This window comes from Nostoc sp. NOS(2021) (assembly GCF_017115025.1).
GTDB lineage: Bacteria > Cyanobacteriota > Cyanobacteriia > Cyanobacteriales > Nostocaceae > Nostoc.
The window spans coordinates 31,471-50,337 of the sequence record NZ_JABXKM010000114.1; the positions used below are offsets into that span (position 1 = coordinate 31,471).

18 protein-coding genes are annotated in these 18,867 nt (G+C 44.4%); 12 read left to right on the forward strand and 6 right to left on the reverse strand.

Translation table 11 applies throughout. The annotated features are described in order from the left end of the window. Positions 1-188: 188 nt before the first annotated feature. The 3 genes from HWQ41_RS14265 to HWQ41_RS14275 all read right to left on the reverse strand — a co-directional run bounded on the left by HWQ41_RS14265 (position 189) and on the right by HWQ41_RS14275 (position 4,605). Positions 189-2,636, reverse strand: a complete 2,448-nt coding sequence (locus HWQ41_RS14265; protein ID WP_292763640.1) for a filamentous hemagglutinin N-terminal domain-containing protein — start codon at positions 2,634-2,636, stop codon at positions 189-191. A 298-nt stretch (positions 2,637-2,934) separates the two neighbouring features. After that, positions 2,935-3,243, reverse strand: a complete 309-nt coding sequence (locus tag HWQ41_RS14270) for a hypothetical protein (protein WP_292763642.1) — start codon at positions 3,241-3,243, stop codon at positions 2,935-2,937. A gap of 534 nt (positions 3,244-3,777) precedes the next feature. Continuing rightward, the gene (locus tag HWQ41_RS14275) at positions 3,778-4,605 is read right to left on the reverse strand and encodes a carbohydrate ABC transporter permease (protein WP_292763644.1); all 828 of its coding nucleotides are present in this window, start codon (positions 4,603-4,605) and stop codon (positions 3,778-3,780) included. 179 nt (positions 4,606-4,784) lie between these two features. On the opposite strand from HWQ41_RS14275, the gene HWQ41_RS14280 reads away from it, so the two are divergent. The 5 genes from HWQ41_RS14280 (at position 4,785) to folE (ending at position 9,824) form a co-directional block, all read left to right on the forward strand. Continuing rightward, on the forward strand, positions 4,785-5,483 hold the full coding sequence (locus tag HWQ41_RS14280; protein WP_292763646.1) for an aldehyde oxygenase (deformylating): 699 nt from the start codon (positions 4,785-4,787) through the stop codon (positions 5,481-5,483). Positions 5,484-5,625: 142 nt separating this feature from the next. After that, positions 5,626-6,645 carry a long-chain acyl-[acyl-carrier-protein] reductase gene (locus HWQ41_RS14285; protein ID WP_292763649.1) on the forward strand — a complete coding sequence of 340 codons (1,020 nt, stop codon included), beginning with the start codon at positions 5,626-5,628 and terminating at the stop codon, positions 6,643-6,645. A gap of 162 nt (positions 6,646-6,807) precedes the next feature. Next, positions 6,808-7,788: an acetyl-CoA carboxylase carboxyltransferase subunit alpha gene (locus HWQ41_RS14290; RefSeq protein WP_292763652.1), complete on the forward strand. Its 981-nt coding sequence runs from the start codon at positions 6,808-6,810 to the stop codon at positions 7,786-7,788. 354 nt (positions 7,789-8,142) lie between these two features. Then, complete coding sequence (locus tag HWQ41_RS14295; RefSeq protein WP_292763654.1) at positions 8,143-8,868, forward strand: SDR family oxidoreductase; 726 nt, start codon at positions 8,143-8,145, stop codon at positions 8,866-8,868. A 248-nt stretch (positions 8,869-9,116) separates the two neighbouring features. Further along, complete coding sequence (folE, locus tag HWQ41_RS14300; protein WP_292763657.1) at positions 9,117-9,824, forward strand: GTP cyclohydrolase I FolE; 708 nt, start codon at positions 9,117-9,119, stop codon at positions 9,822-9,824. A gap of 350 nt (positions 9,825-10,174) precedes the next feature. On the opposite strand, the gene HWQ41_RS14305 is transcribed toward folE, so the two are convergent. Beyond that, positions 10,175-10,813, reverse strand: a complete 639-nt coding sequence (locus tag HWQ41_RS14305) for a phosphoribosylanthranilate isomerase (RefSeq protein WP_292763660.1) — start codon at positions 10,811-10,813, stop codon at positions 10,175-10,177. Between the two features lie 121 nt (positions 10,814-10,934). Between HWQ41_RS14305 and psaK the strand changes: the two genes are divergently transcribed. After that, positions 10,935-11,189, forward strand: a complete 255-nt coding sequence (psaK, locus tag HWQ41_RS14310) for a photosystem I reaction center subunit PsaK (protein WP_292763662.1) — start codon at positions 10,935-10,937, stop codon at positions 11,187-11,189. A gap of 51 nt (positions 11,190-11,240) precedes the next feature. On the opposite strand, the gene HWQ41_RS14315 is transcribed toward psaK, so the two are convergent. Then, positions 11,241-11,435 carry a hypothetical protein gene (locus HWQ41_RS14315; RefSeq protein WP_292763664.1) on the reverse strand — a complete coding sequence of 65 codons (195 nt, stop codon included), beginning with the start codon at positions 11,433-11,435 and terminating at the stop codon, positions 11,241-11,243. 149 nt (positions 11,436-11,584) lie between these two features. Here HWQ41_RS14315 and HWQ41_RS14320 point away from each other — a divergent pair, with 149 nt between their 5' ends. The 4 genes from HWQ41_RS14320 (at position 11,585) to HWQ41_RS14335 (ending at position 17,047) form a co-directional block, all read left to right on the forward strand. Continuing rightward, the gene (locus HWQ41_RS14320) at positions 11,585-12,781 is read left to right on the forward strand and encodes a site-2 protease family protein (RefSeq protein ID WP_292763666.1); all 1,197 of its coding nucleotides are present in this window, start codon (positions 11,585-11,587) and stop codon (positions 12,779-12,781) included. Between the two features lie 258 nt (positions 12,782-13,039). Beyond that, positions 13,040-14,410, forward strand: a complete 1,371-nt coding sequence (gene der / locus HWQ41_RS14325) for a ribosome biogenesis GTPase Der (protein ID WP_292763668.1) — start codon at positions 13,040-13,042, stop codon at positions 14,408-14,410. Positions 14,411-14,489: 79 nt separating this feature from the next. Beyond that, complete coding sequence (locus tag HWQ41_RS14330) at positions 14,490-15,410, forward strand: energy-coupling factor transporter transmembrane protein EcfT (protein ID WP_292763671.1); 921 nt, start codon at positions 14,490-14,492, stop codon at positions 15,408-15,410. Positions 15,411-15,502: 92 nt separating this feature from the next. Further along, complete coding sequence (locus HWQ41_RS14335; RefSeq protein ID WP_292763674.1) at positions 15,503-17,047, forward strand: anthranilate synthase component I; 1,545 nt, start codon at positions 15,503-15,505, stop codon at positions 17,045-17,047. 299 nt (positions 17,048-17,346) lie between these two features. Here HWQ41_RS14335 and HWQ41_RS14340 read toward each other — a convergent pair whose 3' ends face one another. Then, positions 17,347-17,517 (reverse strand): hypothetical protein, encoded by a 171-nt coding sequence (locus HWQ41_RS14340; RefSeq protein ID WP_292763677.1) that lies wholly within the window; start codon positions 17,515-17,517, stop codon positions 17,347-17,349. Positions 17,518-17,565: 48 nt separating this feature from the next. Here HWQ41_RS14340 and pipX point away from each other — a divergent pair, with 48 nt between their 5' ends. Together pipX and HWQ41_RS14350 are read left to right on the forward strand one after the other, a co-directional pair. Then, positions 17,566-17,844 carry a transcriptional coactivator PipX gene (gene pipX, locus HWQ41_RS14345; RefSeq protein WP_109010971.1) on the forward strand — a complete coding sequence of 93 codons (279 nt, stop codon included), beginning with the start codon at positions 17,566-17,568 and terminating at the stop codon, positions 17,842-17,844. Beyond that, positions 17,841-18,509: a YggS family pyridoxal phosphate-dependent enzyme gene (locus HWQ41_RS14350; RefSeq protein ID WP_292763683.1), complete on the forward strand. Its 669-nt coding sequence runs from the start codon at positions 17,841-17,843 to the stop codon at positions 18,507-18,509. Before pipX ends, HWQ41_RS14350 begins: the two co-directional genes overlap by 4 nt. Positions 18,510-18,867 lie beyond the last annotated feature (358 nt).

Consider the following 18,867-nt stretch of genomic DNA (forward strand, 5'->3'; position numbering starts at 1 on the left):
GGACTTACGCAAAAAACCTCTCAAACTCTTATTCCTCCGTGTCGCGCCAGTTGCTACAACGGGGAGGCAGCGCGGTCTTGGGGGTTTCCCCCATGAGTGACTGCCGTGGGAACCCCCGCAACGCACTGGCTTCTCTGCGTCCTCTGTGGTTCGATTTTCCGTTGCTTGTGCGTAAGTCCTGTCAATTTTTAATTAGCAGCGCAAGATGTAGCGACCAGTGAGGAGTTATGGGGCGACGTAGTGGGTACTTGAGCAACCAGAACCACGTTACCATTAGCATCCATTACCCATCCTTGGGCTTCCACAATTTGAGTAGGTTCGTTGACAGAATTAAATTTCTGTGATTTTTCTGTGTTTCGCTGCTTGTGAACAACCACTCTTTTCTGAATACCGCCAGCACGATTCTTACTCTCTGGAGAGAGTGTGATCCAATCTGCTAGCACCGCATCAGCTATCAATGGCTCCGTAGGATCGGGTGCTAGTCCTCCACGCCCAGTCGCAATAAATGAACTCCTGCCTATTTTTCCACCAGAATTACAACCAGCAACAATTTGCTGCGAAGCATCAACCAGATTTACAGGAAGTTCCACTAATCCTTTACTGGGGTTAACATCTGGTGAGTTGATTTGTACAGTGCCACTTAATGAAGGGTTTTGCTGAGAAAATGCCGTGATGTCATTTGTTTGCAGATTATTCGGGTTTTTTTCGCCTGTTGGATCAAACATCTCTACATCTGCACCTGTGCGGCGCACAAAACCAAAGATGTTCTTAGCGGCGATTGTGATTTTACCACCAGAGCCAAAGTTGGCGTTGGCGGTGATATCGCTATTTTCTAAGGGAACGGAGATAAGGAAGCCATTAGGTGCTTTGATGGTGATCTTTCCGCCATCTCCAATATCCCCGGCGTTAGTGGTTATTTGACTGTTGCGGCGCATTAGTAACAAGTCCCGCACCTGTAGCGTAATATTCCCGCCTTTACCCAACTCACTATTAGATGTGAGTATTCCTTTGTCCAGAAGTATGGAGCGAGCGGTTATATTTAAATCGCCTGCTTTCCCTAAGTTATTTGGATCTCCGATATAGATTACATTTTTTCGAGCTTGGCTGCTCACAGATATTGCAGCCCCATCCTTGATAATCAATTGCCCTGTCGTTAGGGTCAAGTTACCCCCATCTCCAGGCCCTTGAGTTCCAGAAAACAAGCCACTGACTCTAGAACCATTTGGTGAGGTTCCAATTAGTTCTACAGACTCAGAGGCGTTCACCGTCAAATTTCCTGCATTTCCTGTAGCTGGTATAAGTTGGTTAGGAATATAGTTATATATGCTCTCAGAGGTTGTTGATATACTTGCCCCTCCTTCGATACGCAACTTTCCAGTATTAATTGTGATGCTGCCAGCGTTTTTATCGCCATAAGTTGCACTAAATAATCCACTGGATATTAAATCACTACCATCTGCGAAGACAGGAATGGGAGTGCCGCTGATTAGTTCCACGGAATCTGAGGCGTTTATGGTCAATTGCCCCTGCAATTGTGCTCCATCTTTGACGACCACCTTTTTAGTAGTGATATTTATGTTTCCAGAGTTTCCGGTGGAGAAACTCTGAGTAAACAGTTGTGCATTTTGCTCAACTACTACAGAGTCTGAGGCGTTCACTGTCAAATTCCCCCCTGATTGCTCTTCCAAGGGATGAACTAGAATTACGTAACCGCCAGCTATCCGCACAACCTTGCCTTGCATCTGGATATTGCCGCCACCCTCTTCATGAGTATCTTCTGCATGGGTATCTATAGTAGATGAAATTTGCTGCGATTTGATTAATTCGATGTTCTGGAAATTTTGAACACCTTCATATCCAAATGCCCAACCTTGGTTCCTTGGACTTAAACTGACCAGACTATTAGCAGCGACGCTTCCTAACTCAACGCTTCCGTCCTCTGCTGTTATATTTCCCCCATTTAGCGTGATATCACCGCCTATAAGTGCCAAGGTTTTGCCTTGCTGCACCTGTAGACCAACGCCTTGTCCAAAGATATTAACTGCGCCATCTGGTTCTGCTTGGGATTGATTGCGGATGGGAGCCGCAGTTGCTCCGAATTGTAAACCAATGGGAACACTTACTGTCAGCAGGGGTGTAGTTTGAGGAGATGTAGCACTAAATTTTGTACCATCAGCAAAGTTCAAGCTACTCGCCGTACTGGCCACAAATGAACCGCCGATATTTAAAGAAGCATTTGACCCAAAAACAATGCCGTTAGGATTAATCAGAAACAGGTTGGCTGTGCCGTTAGCTTTCAGAATGCCATCTATATTAGAAATAGAATTGCCCGTCACCCGACTGATAATGTTTTGAATATCTATTGCATTGTTAAAGTAGGCTGTCCTTCCCGCAGGGACAGAAAACTGTTCAAAGCTGTGGAACAAGTTTGTACCACGAACTGCCCCACCATCAATCTGGTCTATAGGCTGACCATCGATTAACTTTGGTGTAATGATTGAACTTTCAGAGCCAAGCGTGCCATCCTGTTGTATTTGGGCTAAGGCAAAACTCTCAAAGAAAGTGAGCACTCCAGCAATTGCTAAAGTACTCACTATCCCTAACTCCCAGTACCAACTGCTTAGGTATCGAGACATGACAAACTTGCACCCAAAAAATAAGAGTATATTTAAATACTGCTCCTTGCTAATTAGGTATAGTGATAGTTGAGATTATCTCTGTAGCCTAACTAGTAAATGCAAAGTTCAGCATTTTTATACTCACTAGAATAAACTCTTTAGAGGTGATTTATAAAGTAAAAATAAAATTAATCTAGGGGAGCCAGTGTGTTGCTCTAGTCAAAAGAGTTGTAGCAACTGGTCAACCAGCGCACCCAAGTTGGTTTCTTTAGATTTACTTTATAAATGGTTTCTGACAGTCCGAAGACTAAATTATTTAGCAGTTACAGCCGAGAGGGCTGCCAGTTGAAGGGCAAGGGACACACCATGATTTTTCCATTAGCACAATTCCCTCTCTTGGGCCTCCTGGGTTTGCTGCCAATAATTCATTAGGTTGCTCTTGAGCAACTGCATCACCAGATTTGATTTTATTTAGGTCAAGATTGCACTGCCACTGAACTCTCAAAGCTCTATCTTCTAATACTCCGTACTTCTCAAGCACCGTGTATAAGCCAGCGTTATTAACGCTTTCAAGCAGTTTCTGTTGAATCTCGTCTTGTAACTGTTGTAATGTTTCAGGGTTCATGACTGTTTCCATTTCCTACAGGATGTGTACAATTGTTGATTCAGCTTGGCTAAAAAGAATTTCGCCTACTGTCACAAAACTTAATGTTTTACTGCTGTATTTACTTTAAGCATTGATAATTTATAAGACAATACGCTTGGTTTTTAAGGCTTGCTCTAATTCCCTCCTTTTTAAGGAGGGTTAGGGAGGATCAAGCTTTAACCCAAGCGTATTGATCTATAAGAGCGTACAACTTTGCCTATGTTTCTATGTCGGTATTGTTGAGGATGATGGAAAATAAACTCTTTACAGTCCGAAGACTAAATTATTTAGCAGTTACAGCCAAGAGGGCTGCCAGTTGAGGGGCAAGGGATACACCATGATTTTAAACTTTGATTAGTTGACTGCTAACTAGTACAATCAGGCAAAAGTAAAAAGTCAAAAATACTTATTGAGTAAGGTTTAAAATTTAAAATCGTCCGTTTTGCGACAAACATTGCCTTTTTCATAACTTCCGCTGGTGTTAACGTCATTTATACTGCCCACTATCGGTTGCTAATTCTTAATCCCCGTGCTGGCAATACCCTGAATAAACTGACGCTGACCGATGAGAAATAATACCATCACTGGAACTGTCGCGATCGTCACGGCTGCCATCATCAAGGGCCAATTATTCGTAAATTGCTCTTGAAACTCTGCCAACGCCAGCTGCACCGTCCTTAATTCCGGTCGTGTCGTAAATACCAGAGGCTTAAATAAATCATTCCATTCGCCGATGAAGGTGAACAAAAACAGCGTCACCAACGCCGGACGGGCTAAAGGTAACATCACCCGCCACAAAATTTGCAGTCGGTTCGCCCCATCGATGGCGGCAGCTTCCTCTAACTCTACGGGAATTGTCTGGAAATACTGACGTAATAAGAAAATCCCAAAGCCGTTGACAGCAGTAGGTAAAATCAGCGCCCCATAGGTATTTATCAGGTGTCCCCACTTCAAAACCAAAAAGATGGGAATCACCAATAACTGAAAGGGAATCACCAAAGTTGCTAAAACGACTAATAGCAGTGCTTGGCGTCCCCGAAACTTCAGCCGGGCGAGGGCGTAACCCGCCAAAGCAGAAGTGACAATCTGAAACGCCGTCACAGCGATCGCTACCAAGGTAGAATTAGCAAACGCCAGCAAAAATTTTCCCTGTTGCCACGCAACGCGGTAATTTGCTAAAGACCAGTTATTTTTGGACAAATTTTCTGGGCTGGCGGCGGTTGGTGCAAAGGAGGTGAGAAAGACCACAAACAGTGGTAGTAGAACGATCAATGCCCCTAGCAGTAACACTACTAGGCTGAAAAAATCGCCAGATTTCAGATTCGGGTTCGGTTTGGACATAACTTGAGATGCAAAGCATTTATTTCGCTAGTACTAGAGCATTGCCCCCAGCAACAATTAATCTAAAAAATAGTCTACTTGTTAAGTTAAATTAAACCACAGTGATTGTTACTCTCAGTTCGTAGGGTAAATTGAGTCCTGGTGTCAAATAATTCAGATTTACAGGAGTAAACATAACCATGCAGCAGCTTACAGACCAATTTAAAGAATTAGATTTCAAGAGCGAAACATACAAAGATGCTTATAGCCGGATTAATGCGATCGTGATTGAAGGGGAACAAGAAGCCCATGAAAATTACATCACACTAGCCCAACTGCTGCCAGAATCTCATGATGACTTGATTCGCCTATCCAAGATGGAAAGCCGCCATAAGAAAGGATTTGAAGCTTGTGGACGCAATTTGCATGTTACCCCAGATTTGCAATTTGCCAAGGAGTTTTTCTCTGGACTACACCAAAATTTTCAAACAGCTGCGGCATCCGGCAACGTCGTCACTTGTTTGTTGATTCAGTCTTTAATTATTGAATGTTTTGCGATCGCAGCATATAACATTTATATCCCCGTCGCCGACGATTTTGCCCGCAAAATCACTGAGGGAGTTGTAAAAGAAGAATATAGCCACCTCAACTTTGGAGAAGTTTGGTTGAAAGAACACTTTACAGAATCCAAAGCGGAACTAGAGCAAGCAAATCGCCATAACCTACCCATCGTCTGGAAAATGCTCAACCAAGTAGAGGGTGATGCCCACACAATGGCAATGGAAAAAGATGCTTTAGTAGAAGATTTTATGATTCAATACGGTGAAGCATTAAGTAACATAGGTTTTACGACTCGCGATATTATGCGCTTGTCAGCCTACGGACTCATAGGCGCTTAAAAAAGTTAGGAGTGAGGAATGATCAGTGAGAAATTATCAGTCGTACTCCTAACCGGAGGCGGAGCGTCTCCTGCTTTGCTCCTAACTCCCAACTCTACTAAATTCCACGCGCTCAAGACAGCATAAGCTTAATAATCACTACATGTTTGGTCTAATTGGACATCTGACTAGTTTAGAACACGCTCAATCGGTAGCTCAAGAATTGGGATACCCAGAATATGCCGATCAAGGGCTAGACTTTTGGTGCAGCGCCCCGCCGCAAATTGTCGATACCATTATTGTCACCAGTATCACTGGGCAAAAAATTGAAGGAAGGTATGTAGAATCTTGCTTTTTGCCGGAGATGCTAGCGAGTCGTCGCATCAAAGCTGCAACGCGCAAAGTCCTCAACGCCATGGCCCATGCACAGAAGCACGGCATTAACATCACAGCTTTAGGCGGATTTTCCTCGATTATTTTTGAAAACTTTAAGTTAGAGCAGTTTAGCCAAGTCCGCAACATCAAACTAGAGTTTGAACGCTTCACCACAGGAAACACGCATACTGCCTACATTATTTGTAAGCAGGTGGAAGAAGCGTCAAAACAACTGGGAATTGATCTATCAAACGCGACTGTTGCAATATGTGGGGCAACTGGCGATATTGGTAGTGCAGTTACACGCTGGCTAGATGCAAGAACAGATGTCAAAGAACTTTTGTTGATAGCCCGTGACCAAGAACGTCTTAAAGAGTTGCAAGGCGAACTGGGGCGAGGAAAAATCATGGGTTTGACAGAAGCACTGCCCCTAGCTGATGTTGTAGTTTGGGTTGCCAGTATGCCCAAAGGCGTGGAAATTGACCCCACCACTTTGAAACAACCCTGTTTGTTGATTGATGGTGGTTATCCTAAAAACTTAGCGACGAAAATTCAGCATCCTGGTGTATACGTGTTAAATGGTGGAATTGTAGAGCATTCCCTGGATATTGACTGGAAAATTATGAAAATCGTCAATATGGACGTGCCAGCCCGCCAGTTGTTTGCTTGTTTTGCCGAAGCAATGCTGTTGGAATTTGAGAAGTTATACACGAACTTTTCGTGGGGACGCAATCAGATTACCGTAGACAAAATGGAGCAGATTGGTCGGGTATCAGTAAAACATGGATTTAGACCGCTGCTGGTTTAGTCATTAGTCATTGGTCATTAGTCATTGGTCATTAGTCATTGGTCATTAGTCATTAGTCATTTGCAAATAACAAATGACTAAGGACAAAGGACAAAGGACAAAGGACAAAGGACAAAGGACAAAGGATAGATAACTTATAACTCGTAATTCATAACCCCTACGATGGCAACTACCGAGCGTAAACCGCTACTGTTAGATTTTGAAAAACCCCTAGCAGAACTCGCAACCCGAATTGATCAAATTCGGCAACTTGCAGAAGAAAATGGTGTCGATGTTTCTGGTCAAATTCGTCAACTAGAAGCACGCGCCATGCAACTACGTGAGGAAATTTTCACTAGTCTATCCCCGTCCCAGCGATTGCAAGTCGCTCGTCACCCGCGTCGCCCCAGTACCCTCGATTACATTCAGGCTATTAGTGATGAATGGATGGAATTGCATGGCGATCGCTGTGGTGGTGACGATCCGGCTTTAGTTGGTGGTGTCGGTCGTCTGAGTGGGCAACCTGTGGTGATGTTGGGTCATCAAAAAGGTCGTGATACCAAAGACAATATTGCCCGTAACTTTGGAATGCCTTACCCTGGCGGCTACCGCAAGGCGATGCGGTTGATGGAACACGCTAACAAGTTTAGTATGCCGATACTAACTTTTATCGACACACCGGGGGCTTGGTCTGGGGTAGAAGCAGAACACCAAGGTCAAGGAGAAGCGATCGCCTACAACTTGCGAGAAATGTTCTGCTTAGATGTGCCAATTATCTGCACAGTCATTGGTGAAGGTGGTTCCGGTGGCGCACTCGGTATTGGCGTAGGCGATCGCCTACTCATGTTTGAACACTCCGTTTATACCGTCGCCACTCCCGAAGCCTGCGCCGCCATTTTGTGGAAAGATGCTGCTAAGGCTCCCCAAGCCGCAGTTGCTCTGAAAATTATTTCCCACGACCTGAAAAAGTTGGGAATCATCGACCAAATACTGCCTGAACCCACTGGTGGCGCTCATTCCGATCCTTTAAAAGCCGCTACCACTCTCAAGCAAGTGCTGCTAGAAAATTTGGATGAACTCAATCGTTTAACCGCTCCAGAACGCCGGCAACTGCGCTATGAAAAATTCCGCAAAATTGGTGTTTTTACAGAAGTTGCCCACTAACGGCACTGCATAATGATTGATTAGCCGAGCCGCAATGCTATAATTGCCTATGTGCTTAAAGATTTTTAACAATCTAGCCATAGGCATTTGCATGTTTGGCAAATCTACTCAATTTGATTGAGTAGCTTTTGTAGTATTAAGTAATCTAATTTGAGTCTCCGGCGTGATTTTCCAGGGGATGATTTGTTGTCTTCACTGGTAAAACCCACAATATGCCGACTATTGCACTGAATCATAGCATTTGCTTAATGAAAATCATCATATTTTTAAATTCCTTTAATATATCCAAACCGAGAAGTGTGAATAATTGGATGGTAATAGGCTTTGGGAAGTGCCAAAAAATTGGGAGACACCATGAGTGTTGAGCAAAAACGACGCGCCCTGATTACTGGGGCAAGTAGTGGAATTGGGAAAGCAACGGCTTTAGCCTTTGCGAAAGCGGGAATAGATGTCGCCTTAGTCAGCCGTTCTTTGGATAAGTTGGAGGCGGTAAGAGAAGCAGTCGAGCATACTGGGGTGGAAGCGAAAGCTTACGCTGTAGATTTAGCGCGGATCTCCGAAGTAAAAGAAAAGATCGAAGCGATCGCCCTTGACTTTGGTGATATAAACATTCTGGTAAACAATGCGGGCCTTGCTTATACAGCTACTTTGAGCGAAACTCCCCTAGAGGACTGGCAGCAGGTAATTGACTTGAATCTGACTGGCGTGTTTCAGTGCATTGTGGGGATTTTACCTTCAATGCGCGATCGGGGCACAGGCACAATTATCAACGTCGCCTCAATTGCCGCCAAGCAACCGTTTCCCGGTTGGGGAGCATACAGCGTCAGCAAAGCTGGTTTGATTGCCCTCTCTCAAACCCTGGCACAAGAAGAACGCACCCACGGCATTCGTGTCACAGCTATCTGTCCGGGCGCAGTCAATACCGAACTTTGGGACACAGAGACAGTCCATGCCAACTTAGACCGTTCCAAGATGTTAACCCCGGAAATTGTGGCTCAGTCAATTCTTTACACAGTTCTGTTACCACAACAGGCAGTTATTGATGAATTGACCCTGATGCCCAGTGCTGGCGCACTCTAATTGCGAAGTTAGGAGTTAGGAATTAAAAGTTAGGAGTTAGGAGTTAGAGTTTTTGGTGTTGCTGAATAAAAGTATGAACATGATTTTGTTTGATATCAAGATCCTTGTTGAGACACTATATATCCCGTCTAAACATCTGGATTCATACTGCAATTGGGCAACGCCGAATTTTTTAACTCATAACTCATAACTCATAACTCATAACTCATAACTCATAACTAAATTCAAACCATAACCAAGACTGAATCATGACTATCGGTAGTTCCAACGGTTCCAATTGCTCTCAATCACCTCTGATTCCCGACTTGGCAGAAGCCATAACTCCCAGACCCGATCGCAATACTCATAACGGGCGACAAGCGGATTTGTTCTCGCCAAAAGAGGAACAGATGGAGGAAATGAAGGACGCCGTGCGGACACTAATATTGGGAGTTGGCGAAGATCCCGAACGTGAAGGACTCCTCAAAACACCCAAGCGAGTGGCCGAGGCAATGAGGTTTCTTACCAGTGGCTACAACCAATCCCTTGAAGAACTCGTTAACGATGCCATCTTTGATGAAGGGCATAGCGAGATGGTACTAGTTAGAGATATTAATTTCTTTAGTCTGTGCGAACACCATATGCTGCCATTTATGGGTAGAGCACACGTTGCTTATATCCCCAACCAAAAAGTTGTGGGACTGAGTAAGCTAGCCCGGATTGTTGAGATGTATTCCCGTCGCTTGCAAGTGCAGGAGAGGTTAACCCGCCAAATTGCCGAAGCGATTCAGACCATTCTGGAACCTCAAGGTGTTGCAGTAGTGATGGAAGCTAGCCATATGTGCATGGTCATGCGGGGTGTGCAGAAACCAGGTTCTTGGACTGTCACTAGCGCAATGGTTGGTGTGTTCCAAGAGGATCATAAAACCCGCGAAGAATTTTTTAACTTGATTCGCCACCAAGCAGCATTTTTTTAAGTGCTGAGTTAGGAGTTAAGAGTTAGGAGTTAGGAGTTAAGAGTTAGGGACTTCCAAGAAATATAGCAACGGACAAGAAGGTTAGGACATTAACTGATGATAAAACCTATATACAAACAGACTTTCAACCCAGTCCCCAGTAAAGAGTCCCCAGTCCCCTGCTATAAATTATCTATCTTGTGGGGTGGGCAGCGTTCGACTGACTTGTACTGAGCTTTGTCGTTGGCGCAGCCTCTCGTAGAGAAGTAGCGCTCATGCCGAAGTCCTGCCCGCCCTGAATATAGGATGGGTGTTCGCGTAGCGGCACGAAGTGCGGACACCCATCCCACAAGAAAATTTTGGATGTTTTTTTATCGTAAATCAATGTTTTTTAGGCTCTGAAATAGAAGTGCTACTTTATCTAAATCCTTATCTCCAGGTGCGCGTTCCACACCACTAGATAAATCAATGCCGCTAGGATTTATCTGACTCAAGGCTTCCACAATATTATCGGCTGTTAGTCCTCCAGCCAAAAACCAAGGGCAATTGGGGTTAAATTGCTCTAAGATTGTCCAATCTAAGGTTTTGCCTGTACCACCAAGTTGTTGGGGATGGTAGGCATCAAGTAGTAAAGTATCTATGTATTTAATGTAATCAATCGCTGTGTCAAGATGCTCAAGACTGCGAATTCTCAGTGCTTTAATAATTTCGACATTGGGTAAAGCTTGACGTAACTGGTAGCAAAAATCTGGTGATTCATCTCCGTGTAACTGGACACCAGTCAACCCAGAATCAACAACTATCTGACTGATTTCGGGGATGCTAGCGTTGGCAAAAACACCAATTGTGTCAATATTTGCCGCGAGTTCTGCCACTGCTGACCGAATTTGAGATGTAGTTACGTAGCGAGGTGAGGTTGGCACACAAATAAATCCTAGTGCCGTTGCGCCCAGAGAGGCGATCGCTATAGACTGCTGTGGTTGAGTGATGCCGCAAATCTTAACGCGCATGAAAATCTGACAAATTTAAAATAATCATCAAAAAAGTCTAAACTATCTAAAAAACTTTTGGGCCTTGTAATTTTATAATCTTGTAGGTCTACATTAACTTTTCCATTTAGGAGACAAAAGCTTGATTTCATCTATTTTACTAGCAGCAGCTGCATCTGTTCCCCCAACACCTGTGTGGAATCCGACAGTAGGGATAATTATCAGCGTCAGCAGCTTAGTAGTGCTTTTGCTAAGTACTAAGATTGAAAAACCCCTTGTTGGCCCCAAGTTCCCGATCCTGCCGATCAGTATTCCAACATTCGTCGCAGCGATGGCTTTTGGTCACATTATTGGCGTTGGCATCGTTTTAGGACTGACTAACATCGGTCGTCTGTAGTTTTGCGATGACAGAGGCGTTACTTGTAACGCCACGATCAATACAAAACTCCTAAAAACGATTTTGGGCAGGGGGAGTAGGGAAGAAATAACTTATGCCCCATGCCCAATGCCCAATGACGCTAGTTGCTTCTCCCCTTGGGAGACGCGCAAGGGACAAGTCGGACATTGCCCGACGCCAGTCACTCATGGGAGAAGACCGCGCTGGCTCCCCAATGCCCCACTCCAGAGTTTTGCTCACAGGCATTAATTGTCAGACGTTTTCAGCCCTTTTCTTTATAAGACCATTTCGTAACTTGTGACTAGCGAATTGATGCTCAAAATTATATGTATAAGTATATACGCAAATATTGCAGTATAGGAACTACTGGCGATATCTAGTTTTAGGACAATATAATGCAAACAAATTGGAAAATTGGGTCTTTATTTGGAATTCCTCTGTTTTTAGACCCGTTGTGGTTTGTGATTTTAGGGTTAGCAACTCTCAACTTTGGGGTAGCTTATCAGGAATGGGGGACTGTTATAGCTTGGAGTGCTGGAATAGTTATGGCACTGCTACTATTTAGTTCGGTGTTGTTACATGAGTTGGGTCATAGCTTGGCAGCCCGATCGCAAGGCATTAGAGTTAATTCAATTACCCTATTTATGTTTGGCGGGATTGCTGCTATTGAAGAAGAATCTAAAACTCCTTTCAAAGCCTTTCAAGTAGCGATCGCTGGGCCTTTGGTGAGTATCGGACTATTTTTGCTGCTCCGGCTGGGATCTATTGTGATACCTGATACTAGTCCACTCAGTATAATGGTCGGAGATTTGGCGAGAATTAACTTGGTGGTGGCTCTATTTAACATGATTCCCGGCTTACCTCTAGATGGAGGGCAAGTGTTAAAAGCAGCACTATGGCAAATAACAGGTAATCGTTTTCAAGCCGTACACTGGGCTGCAAAGGCGGGGCAAATTTTGGGTTATGGTGCGATCGCTTTAGGATTTGTTGTAGATTTTTTGACTAGAGAGTTAGTCGTTGGTTTGTGGATGGCGCTGTTAGGTTGGTTTGCTGTCCGCAACGCCAACAGTTATGACAGCATGACTACATTGCAAGAAAGTCTACTCAAGGTAGCGGCGGCTGATGCGATGACCCGTGACTTTCGCGTAATTGATGCTGACCAGACATTGCGCTCCTTTGCCGATTTATACCTGTTGGAAACCGCTCCCTCACAGGTTTATTTTGCTGCTTCTGATGGACGTTACCGGGGTCTAGTTTCCATTGACGATTTTCGTTTAACCGAAAGGAGTGAATGGGAAACCCAAACCTTACACAGCATTGTGCATCCGCTGACAGAAATACCCACTGTTACTGAAGCAACATCGATAGCTGAGGTAATTAACAAGCTGGAAAATGAGCAGTTACCTCGAATTACCGTACTTTCTCCGGCTGGCGCTGTAGCTGGTGTAATTGATCGGGGAGATATTGTGCGATCGTTGGCACAAAAGTTAAATTTGCGAATAACGGATGCAGAAATTAAGCGGATCAAAGAAGAAGGTAGCTATCCGCCTGGGTTGCAACTGGGAGTCATAGCGAAATCAATTACAAATTAAACGTCATACACTCGTCATAGTTTTGCAATAGACACGTCAAAAGCTTGTGTGATATTTAAATTGGTATTTGGTTACAAAATGCTTTTTTTGGGTAAAAGGTAGGATTTCCTACCTTTTTTATTTTTCAAAGTCTGGCGATCGCCATACAGCCCGTTGTAGAAATCGCTTCAGATAATTGGGAAATTATTAAAACTTCAAGTTTAAAGTGAGTAAAATGTAAGTACGTGATATACTACGTCTCTCACTTACCCTGGTTTTATGGCACTGCCAATTGTTGCAATTATCGGACGCCCAAATGTGGGCAAATCCACCCTGGTTAATCGACTCGCCGGGGAACAAACGGCGATTGTCCATGATGAACCGGGAGTGACACGCGATCGGACTTACATGCCAGCTTTCTGGAATGGTCGCGAATTTTTAGTGGTAGACACCGGTGGTTTAGTCTTTAATGATGATACCGAATTTTTACCACTGATTCGCCAACAGGCAATGATCGCGCTTGCAGAAGCGTGTGCCGCTATTTTTGTAGTAGATGGTCAAACAGGCCCCACATCAGCAGATTTAGAAATCGCCGAATGGTTGCGCCAACAACCCGTACCTGTGCTACTAACTGTAAATAAATGTGAATCCCCAGAACAAGGCTTAATGCAAGCTGCCGAATTTTGGGAACTGGGATTGGGCGAACCTTATGCCATTTCCGCGATTCATGGTAGTGGGACAGGAGAATTACTCGACGAGTTAATTAATCACATCCCCAATGTTGAAGACATCCCAGAAACTAATGAAATCAAAGTAGCAATTCTGGGACGTCCGAATGTGGGCAAATCGAGTTTACTCAATTCTTTTGTCGGGGAAGAGAGGGCAATTGTCAGCCCAATTTCTGGCACAACCCGCGATGCTATTGATACCATCATTGAGCGAGACGGACAAACCTACCGCTTGATTGACACCGCCGGCATTCGCAAAAAGAAACACATAGAATACGGCACGGAATTCTTTAGTATTAACCGCGCTTTCAAAGCGATTCGCCGCGCTGACGTGGTTTTATTAGTACTAGATGCTGTAGATGGAGTCACTGAGCAAGACCAAAAATTAGCTGGGCGGATTATCGAGGAAGGTCGAGCTTGCATCATCGTCGTTAATAAGTGGGATGTCGTCGAAAAAGACTCCTATACAATCTACGACTACGAAAAAACTCTGCAATCACGGTTACATTTTACCGAATGGGCAGAAACAATTTTTGTCAGTGCCTTGTCAGGACAACGGGTAGAAAAGATTCTAGAATTGGTGAAAACGGCGGCTGAATCACACAAACGCCGTGTCAGCACATCAGTAATTAACGAAGTCTTAACAGACGCTGTGAGTTGGCATTCACCGCCAGCATCCCGTGGTGGGCGTCAGGGCAAGATTTATTATGGTACACAAGTAAGTAGCCAACCACCAACGATCGCTCTATTTGTCAATGATTCCAAACGCTTCAACGACAACTACCGCCGCTACATTGAACGCCAATTCCGGCAACAGCTAGGATTTAAAGGCACGCCAATTATTTTACTGTGGCGGAGCAAAAAAGTCCGTGATGCCGAAAGTGGTAACGTTAATAGAGCAACTCGCGTCAAAATAAGTTAGAGACGCGATTAATCGCGTCTGTACAGGAGTTATGAGTTAAAGTCAAAACTGCTAACTCCTAACTTATAACTCTAAAATAATGGATTTATTGCGATCGCTGCCACTTGGACTTTATTTAGAACAACCCCAAACTTGGCTGCATAAAATCGATCCGCGAGTCAAGTTCGCCTGGTTGATGAGCTTTTTAACAAGCTATGTTTTGGCCAACAACTTTTGGCGGGTACTGTTAGTGGTAGCATTGATTTTTGTCACCTTGATTGCAAGAATTCCCCGACGAGTATGGCGGCAGCAAATGGGTTGGCTATTAATACTATCGTTTTTTGTCTTAGCGATCGCAGCCATCAGTCCTGATGGAATGGGTGTAGATTATCAACCACGTCTACCAGCTAATGAACAAATATTAACCCAGCCATCAAACTCCAATAATATTCTTCAAGAGCAAGTAGTTGAGAAAAAAAAATACAGCTACGTGCTATTTCACAAAGGGCCAGTCAAAGTGACTCGCTACTCCTTGAGTTTAGCAGTACGCTTGAGTACACTTATATTTACCGTGATTTACAGCACTAATCTGTATCTGCTGACAACCGCACCAGAAGAAATCACATCTGGCATAGAAAGCTTAATGCAACCCCTGCGACGCTTCAAGTTGCCTGTCACAGAAATTACTTTAACTTTAACCTTGTCCTTACGCTTTATTCCCCTGGTTTTAGAAGAAGTGCAAAACTTATTTCGCTCCGTGATGACAAGGGCAATTAATTGGAAAAAGCTGGGATTAAAAGGAGCATTCAAGGTTTGGATGACAGTCGCAGAGAGATTGTTAGAAAATCTGCTTTTACGAGCTGATCAAATGGCGAATGCAATGATGGTGCGAGGTTTTACCAGTCCCAATGAGCATCGAGTCCAGTGGCACGACTTACGATTAAAAGGGCGTGACTGGCTTGCTCTTGCAACTTTAATCTTATTCTGGGGAATACGGTTAGCTATAGGAACTCAGGTCTAATTTTGCACCGAGAAAATGCTAAGAGTAGTCGTAGTTATTTGTACTCACTGCTAAAAACTGTCAACTAATTATTGACAACACTTATAAACAGTATGACCAAGGCTTGGTATTGGCGATCGCTACCCTTAGAAAAGCGCACAGGTTCGGAAGTTTTTGCTGCTCTGTTTTGCCCCACCGCCACACCGGGAATTGCTACCCTACTGGAAAGTCCCTACCCAACACCAATCGATCATCCCCAACTCAGCCGATATTCTATCTGTGCAGGCGCTCCTCGCGTAGTCGATGGCATCCCACAGATGTGGACACCAGAAGTAGGAGAGGTTTTCCCCTTCCTAGAAAAGTTGTTACAGCAAGGGTTAGGGGGGGATGAGAGGGACAAGGGGGACAAGGAGGAAAAGGGGAACGAAGTAGAATTTTCTCCCTTGTCTCCCCCCGCCTCCCCTGTTCCCGATAGCCTGCCCTTCACCGGCGGTTGGTTGGGTTGGCTAGGCTACGATGTGGCATGGGAAATTGAACAGCTATCCCGTCATAAAATTGATCCCCTGCCATTTCCCGTAGCTTTTTGGTACGAACCAGATTGTTTTGCCCTTTTGGATCACGCGCAACAAATTCTTTGGCTAGCCGCCAGTCATGCAAGTGGACTCGATGAATTACAAGAGAAATTGCAGAAGAGACAAGGAGACAAGGGGGACAAGGTAGAATTTTCTCCCTTGTCTCCCCCATCTCCCTCCCCCCCTCTCTTTTTGACATCGCAAGCAGATTATGAAACAGGTGTAAATCAGGCGAAAAAATATATTCAAGCTGGAGACATATTTCAGGCAAATCTTTCGTTGCGATTTCAAGCGTCTACATCGGCTTCTGGTTGGGAAATTTACCAAGCCTTGCAAAAAATCAATCCTTCTCCTTTTGCCAGCTATTGGCAAACGCCTTGGGGGGAAGTGATTAGTTGTTCGCCGGAACGATTGGTACTGTTGCAAAATCGACAAGCCGAAACCAGACCGATCGCCGGAACGCGATCGCGTGGTGTCACACTAGAACAAGATATTCAACAGGCAGAAGATTTACTCAGCAACACCAAAGAACGTGCAGAACACATCATGCTAGTGGATTTGGAACGCAATGATTTAGGGCGAGTTTGTGAATGGGGAACGGTTACTGTTGACGAATTGCTGACAATTGAGCGATATAGCCATGTGATGCATCTTGTCAGCAACATCAAAGGTACTTTAAAAGGCGATCGCACTCCCATTGATTTGATTCGCGCTACGTTTCCAGGTGGCACAATCACAGGTTGTCCCAAAGTCCGTTGCATGGAAATTATTGAAGAATTAGAACCTGTGCGGCGCAGCTTGTTCTACGGTTCCTGTGGCTATTTAGATTGGCGTGGTCATTTAGATTTAAATATCTTAATCCGCACCCTGCTACTAGCTCCCGCGTCTCCAGAAGCAGGGGAAGCAGGGGAAGTAAATTCTTTCTCATCTCCCCACTCAAGACTCAACATCGTCTGGGGACAAGTTGGCGCGGGAATTGTCGCAGACAGCGATCCTGAGAGAGAATGGTATGAATCTCTGCACAAAGCTCAGGCACAACTGGCAGCACTGAAAATGCTGAATAATCAATTAGGGAATAGGGAATAGGGCATTGGGCATTGGGCATTGGGCATTGGGCATTGGTTATTAATTCTTCTCCCTCACTCCCTCACTCCCTCACTCCCTCATCTCCCCACTCTCCAGTTACGATTTTGCGCCATTTAGCGACAGTTGTGGCAGTATGGAAAGAAGTTGAAAAATTCGCTGTTGCCGTTGGGAACTTCAAAGGGTGTTTTTCCTTCCCATGTCGAATTTTCAACAAGAGGATCAGGACTATATTGTGCCTTGTCCTCACAGATTGGTAAATTGAAGTCACCAAGCAGATGGTGATATTTATCGACCAGCCTCTACTCTCGTAATCTACGCTTCGCGGCTTCTGTTGTACCATTGCGCTTCACTACCACTAGCTTCATCTGCCCATTAGGAACTAGATCAAGGTCTTCGTAACCGCAGTTTTGCATTTTAAGCAAATATTCTGGCGAAAGGAAGTTATTATCGTCTGAATGTTTGGAATTCACTGCGAAAAGATATACATACTCCCACCTTGACTACACCTTGACTCTTAAATGAATCCAGAAAACGCAGAAACTTACATAAACCATCCAACTTGGGGTTTACTTTACAAAATCTGTATGGTTGATGAGAACCAGGATTTGTTCACCACGCTTTATGCCCAGCGCTTATTTTTTTTGGTCGCAAATGACGTTAAAGGTGTTAAATTCCAGTCTCTAGGACGTACTGAGGCTAGAATGATGTTGGAAAATCGCTTACGTACCCTGCGGCGCAGTGGACAATCTCAGGAGTACGATCAGCTTCAGAGTGTTTTCCAACGCACCTTCCAATGAGTAGTTCGATTTCCGAACGTATTGTTACCATTCGCTCCTCACTGCCAACTTCAGTCCGATTGATTGCTGTTAGCAAGCAAGTTTCTGCCCAGGCCATTCGGTCTGCCTATGCCGCAGGAATTCGTGATTTTGCGGAGAGTCGTATCCAAGAAGCCGCCAGCAAACAAGCCGAGTTGCAAGACTTACCGGATATTACCTGGCACTTTATTGGACATTTGCAAGCCAATAAAGCCAAAAAAGCCATCGAACAATTCCCTTGGATTCACTCCGTGGATAATTTGAAGCTGGCACAGCGTTTAGATCAATTGGCGCAACAGCTAGGAGTGAGTCCCCAGGTTTGCCTGCAAGTGAAAATTCTCCCCGATCCTAACAAGTCTGGTTGGAGTGTACCAGAACTGTTGGCTGATTTACCTACACTCAATCAATACAAAAATTTACAAATTCAAGGTTTGATGACAATTCCCCCTTCAGGATTAAATGATTCCGAAATTTTAAGTGTGTTTAATCTCAATCGTGAACTGGCAAAAGAAATCCAGGAGCAAAACTGGTCGGAGATTAAAATGCAGCAGCTGTCTATGGGTATGTCAGGCGACTACGAACTGGCAGTGCAAGCAGGCGCAACGATGGTACGATTAGGAACCATATTGTTTGGCGATCGCTCTTAGAGGATGTTTGTCAAGTCTAATTTATGACTCGTTGGGCGACTAGAAGTCGCGTCTACAGAAGACATCTCCGACCTTTCCGTACTTCTACGGTGCGCGTAGCTTCCTTAAGAATAGGGGTACGGAACGCCAAGGGCGAAGTGGGTTAGCAAACCCTTGATTTAGCATGAGTCCACTGAGGGAGATTTCGCCTGTGTAGTAGCGAATTATATTTGCCCAATACTTTTAAAAGATCGCTCTTAGCCTATTGTTTATCAACCTTGCAGGTCAGTATTCATAGAAGCTGAGAATTTGATCACAAGAATTTTCTAACAGAATGGTGCAATTGGAAACAAAGGATATAGTATTGACAAGAGTAATC

Bases quoted from the DNA above. Each gene is read 5' to 3' on its own strand.
- pipX (WP_109010971.1), top strand. From the start codon at position 17,566: ATGAATCCAGAAAACGCAGAAACTTACATAAACCATCCAACTTGGGGT.
- HWQ41_RS14350 (WP_292763683.1), top strand. From the start codon at position 17,841: ATGAGTAGTTCGATTTCCGAACGTATTGTTACCATTCGCTCCTCACTG.
- HWQ41_RS14285 (WP_292763649.1), top strand. From the start codon at position 5,626: ATGTTTGGTCTAATTGGACATCTGACTAGTTTAGAACACGCTCAATCG.
- der (WP_292763668.1), top strand. From the start codon at position 13,040: ATGGCACTGCCAATTGTTGCAATTATCGGACGCCCAAATGTGGGCAAA.
- HWQ41_RS14330 (WP_292763671.1), top strand. From the start codon at position 14,490: ATGGATTTATTGCGATCGCTGCCACTTGGACTTTATTTAGAACAACCC.
- HWQ41_RS14335 (WP_292763674.1), top strand. From the start codon at position 15,503: ATGACCAAGGCTTGGTATTGGCGATCGCTACCCTTAGAAAAGCGCACA.
- HWQ41_RS14275 (WP_292763644.1), bottom strand. From the start codon at position 4,605: ATGTCCAAACCGAACCCGAATCTGAAATCTGGCGATTTTTTCAGCCTA.
- HWQ41_RS14280 (WP_292763646.1), top strand. From the start codon at position 4,785: ATGCAGCAGCTTACAGACCAATTTAAAGAATTAGATTTCAAGAGCGAA.
- HWQ41_RS14290 (WP_292763652.1), top strand. From the start codon at position 6,808: ATGGCAACTACCGAGCGTAAACCGCTACTGTTAGATTTTGAAAAACCC.
- HWQ41_RS14315 (WP_292763664.1), bottom strand. From the start codon at position 11,435: ATGCCTGTGAGCAAAACTCTGGAGTGGGGCATTGGGGAGCCAGCGCGG.
- HWQ41_RS14305 (WP_292763660.1), bottom strand. From the start codon at position 10,813: ATGCGCGTTAAGATTTGCGGCATCACTCAACCACAGCAGTCTATAGCG.
- folE (WP_292763657.1), top strand. From the start codon at position 9,117: ATGACTATCGGTAGTTCCAACGGTTCCAATTGCTCTCAATCACCTCTG.
- HWQ41_RS14295 (WP_292763654.1), top strand. From the start codon at position 8,143: ATGAGTGTTGAGCAAAAACGACGCGCCCTGATTACTGGGGCAAGTAGT.
- HWQ41_RS14320 (WP_292763666.1), top strand. From the start codon at position 11,585: ATGCAAACAAATTGGAAAATTGGGTCTTTATTTGGAATTCCTCTGTTT.
- HWQ41_RS14265 (WP_292763640.1), bottom strand. From the start codon at position 2,636: ATGTCTCGATACCTAAGCAGTTGGTACTGGGAGTTAGGGATAGTGAGT.
- HWQ41_RS14270 (WP_292763642.1), bottom strand. From the start codon at position 3,243: ATGAACCCTGAAACATTACAACAGTTACAAGACGAGATTCAACAGAAA.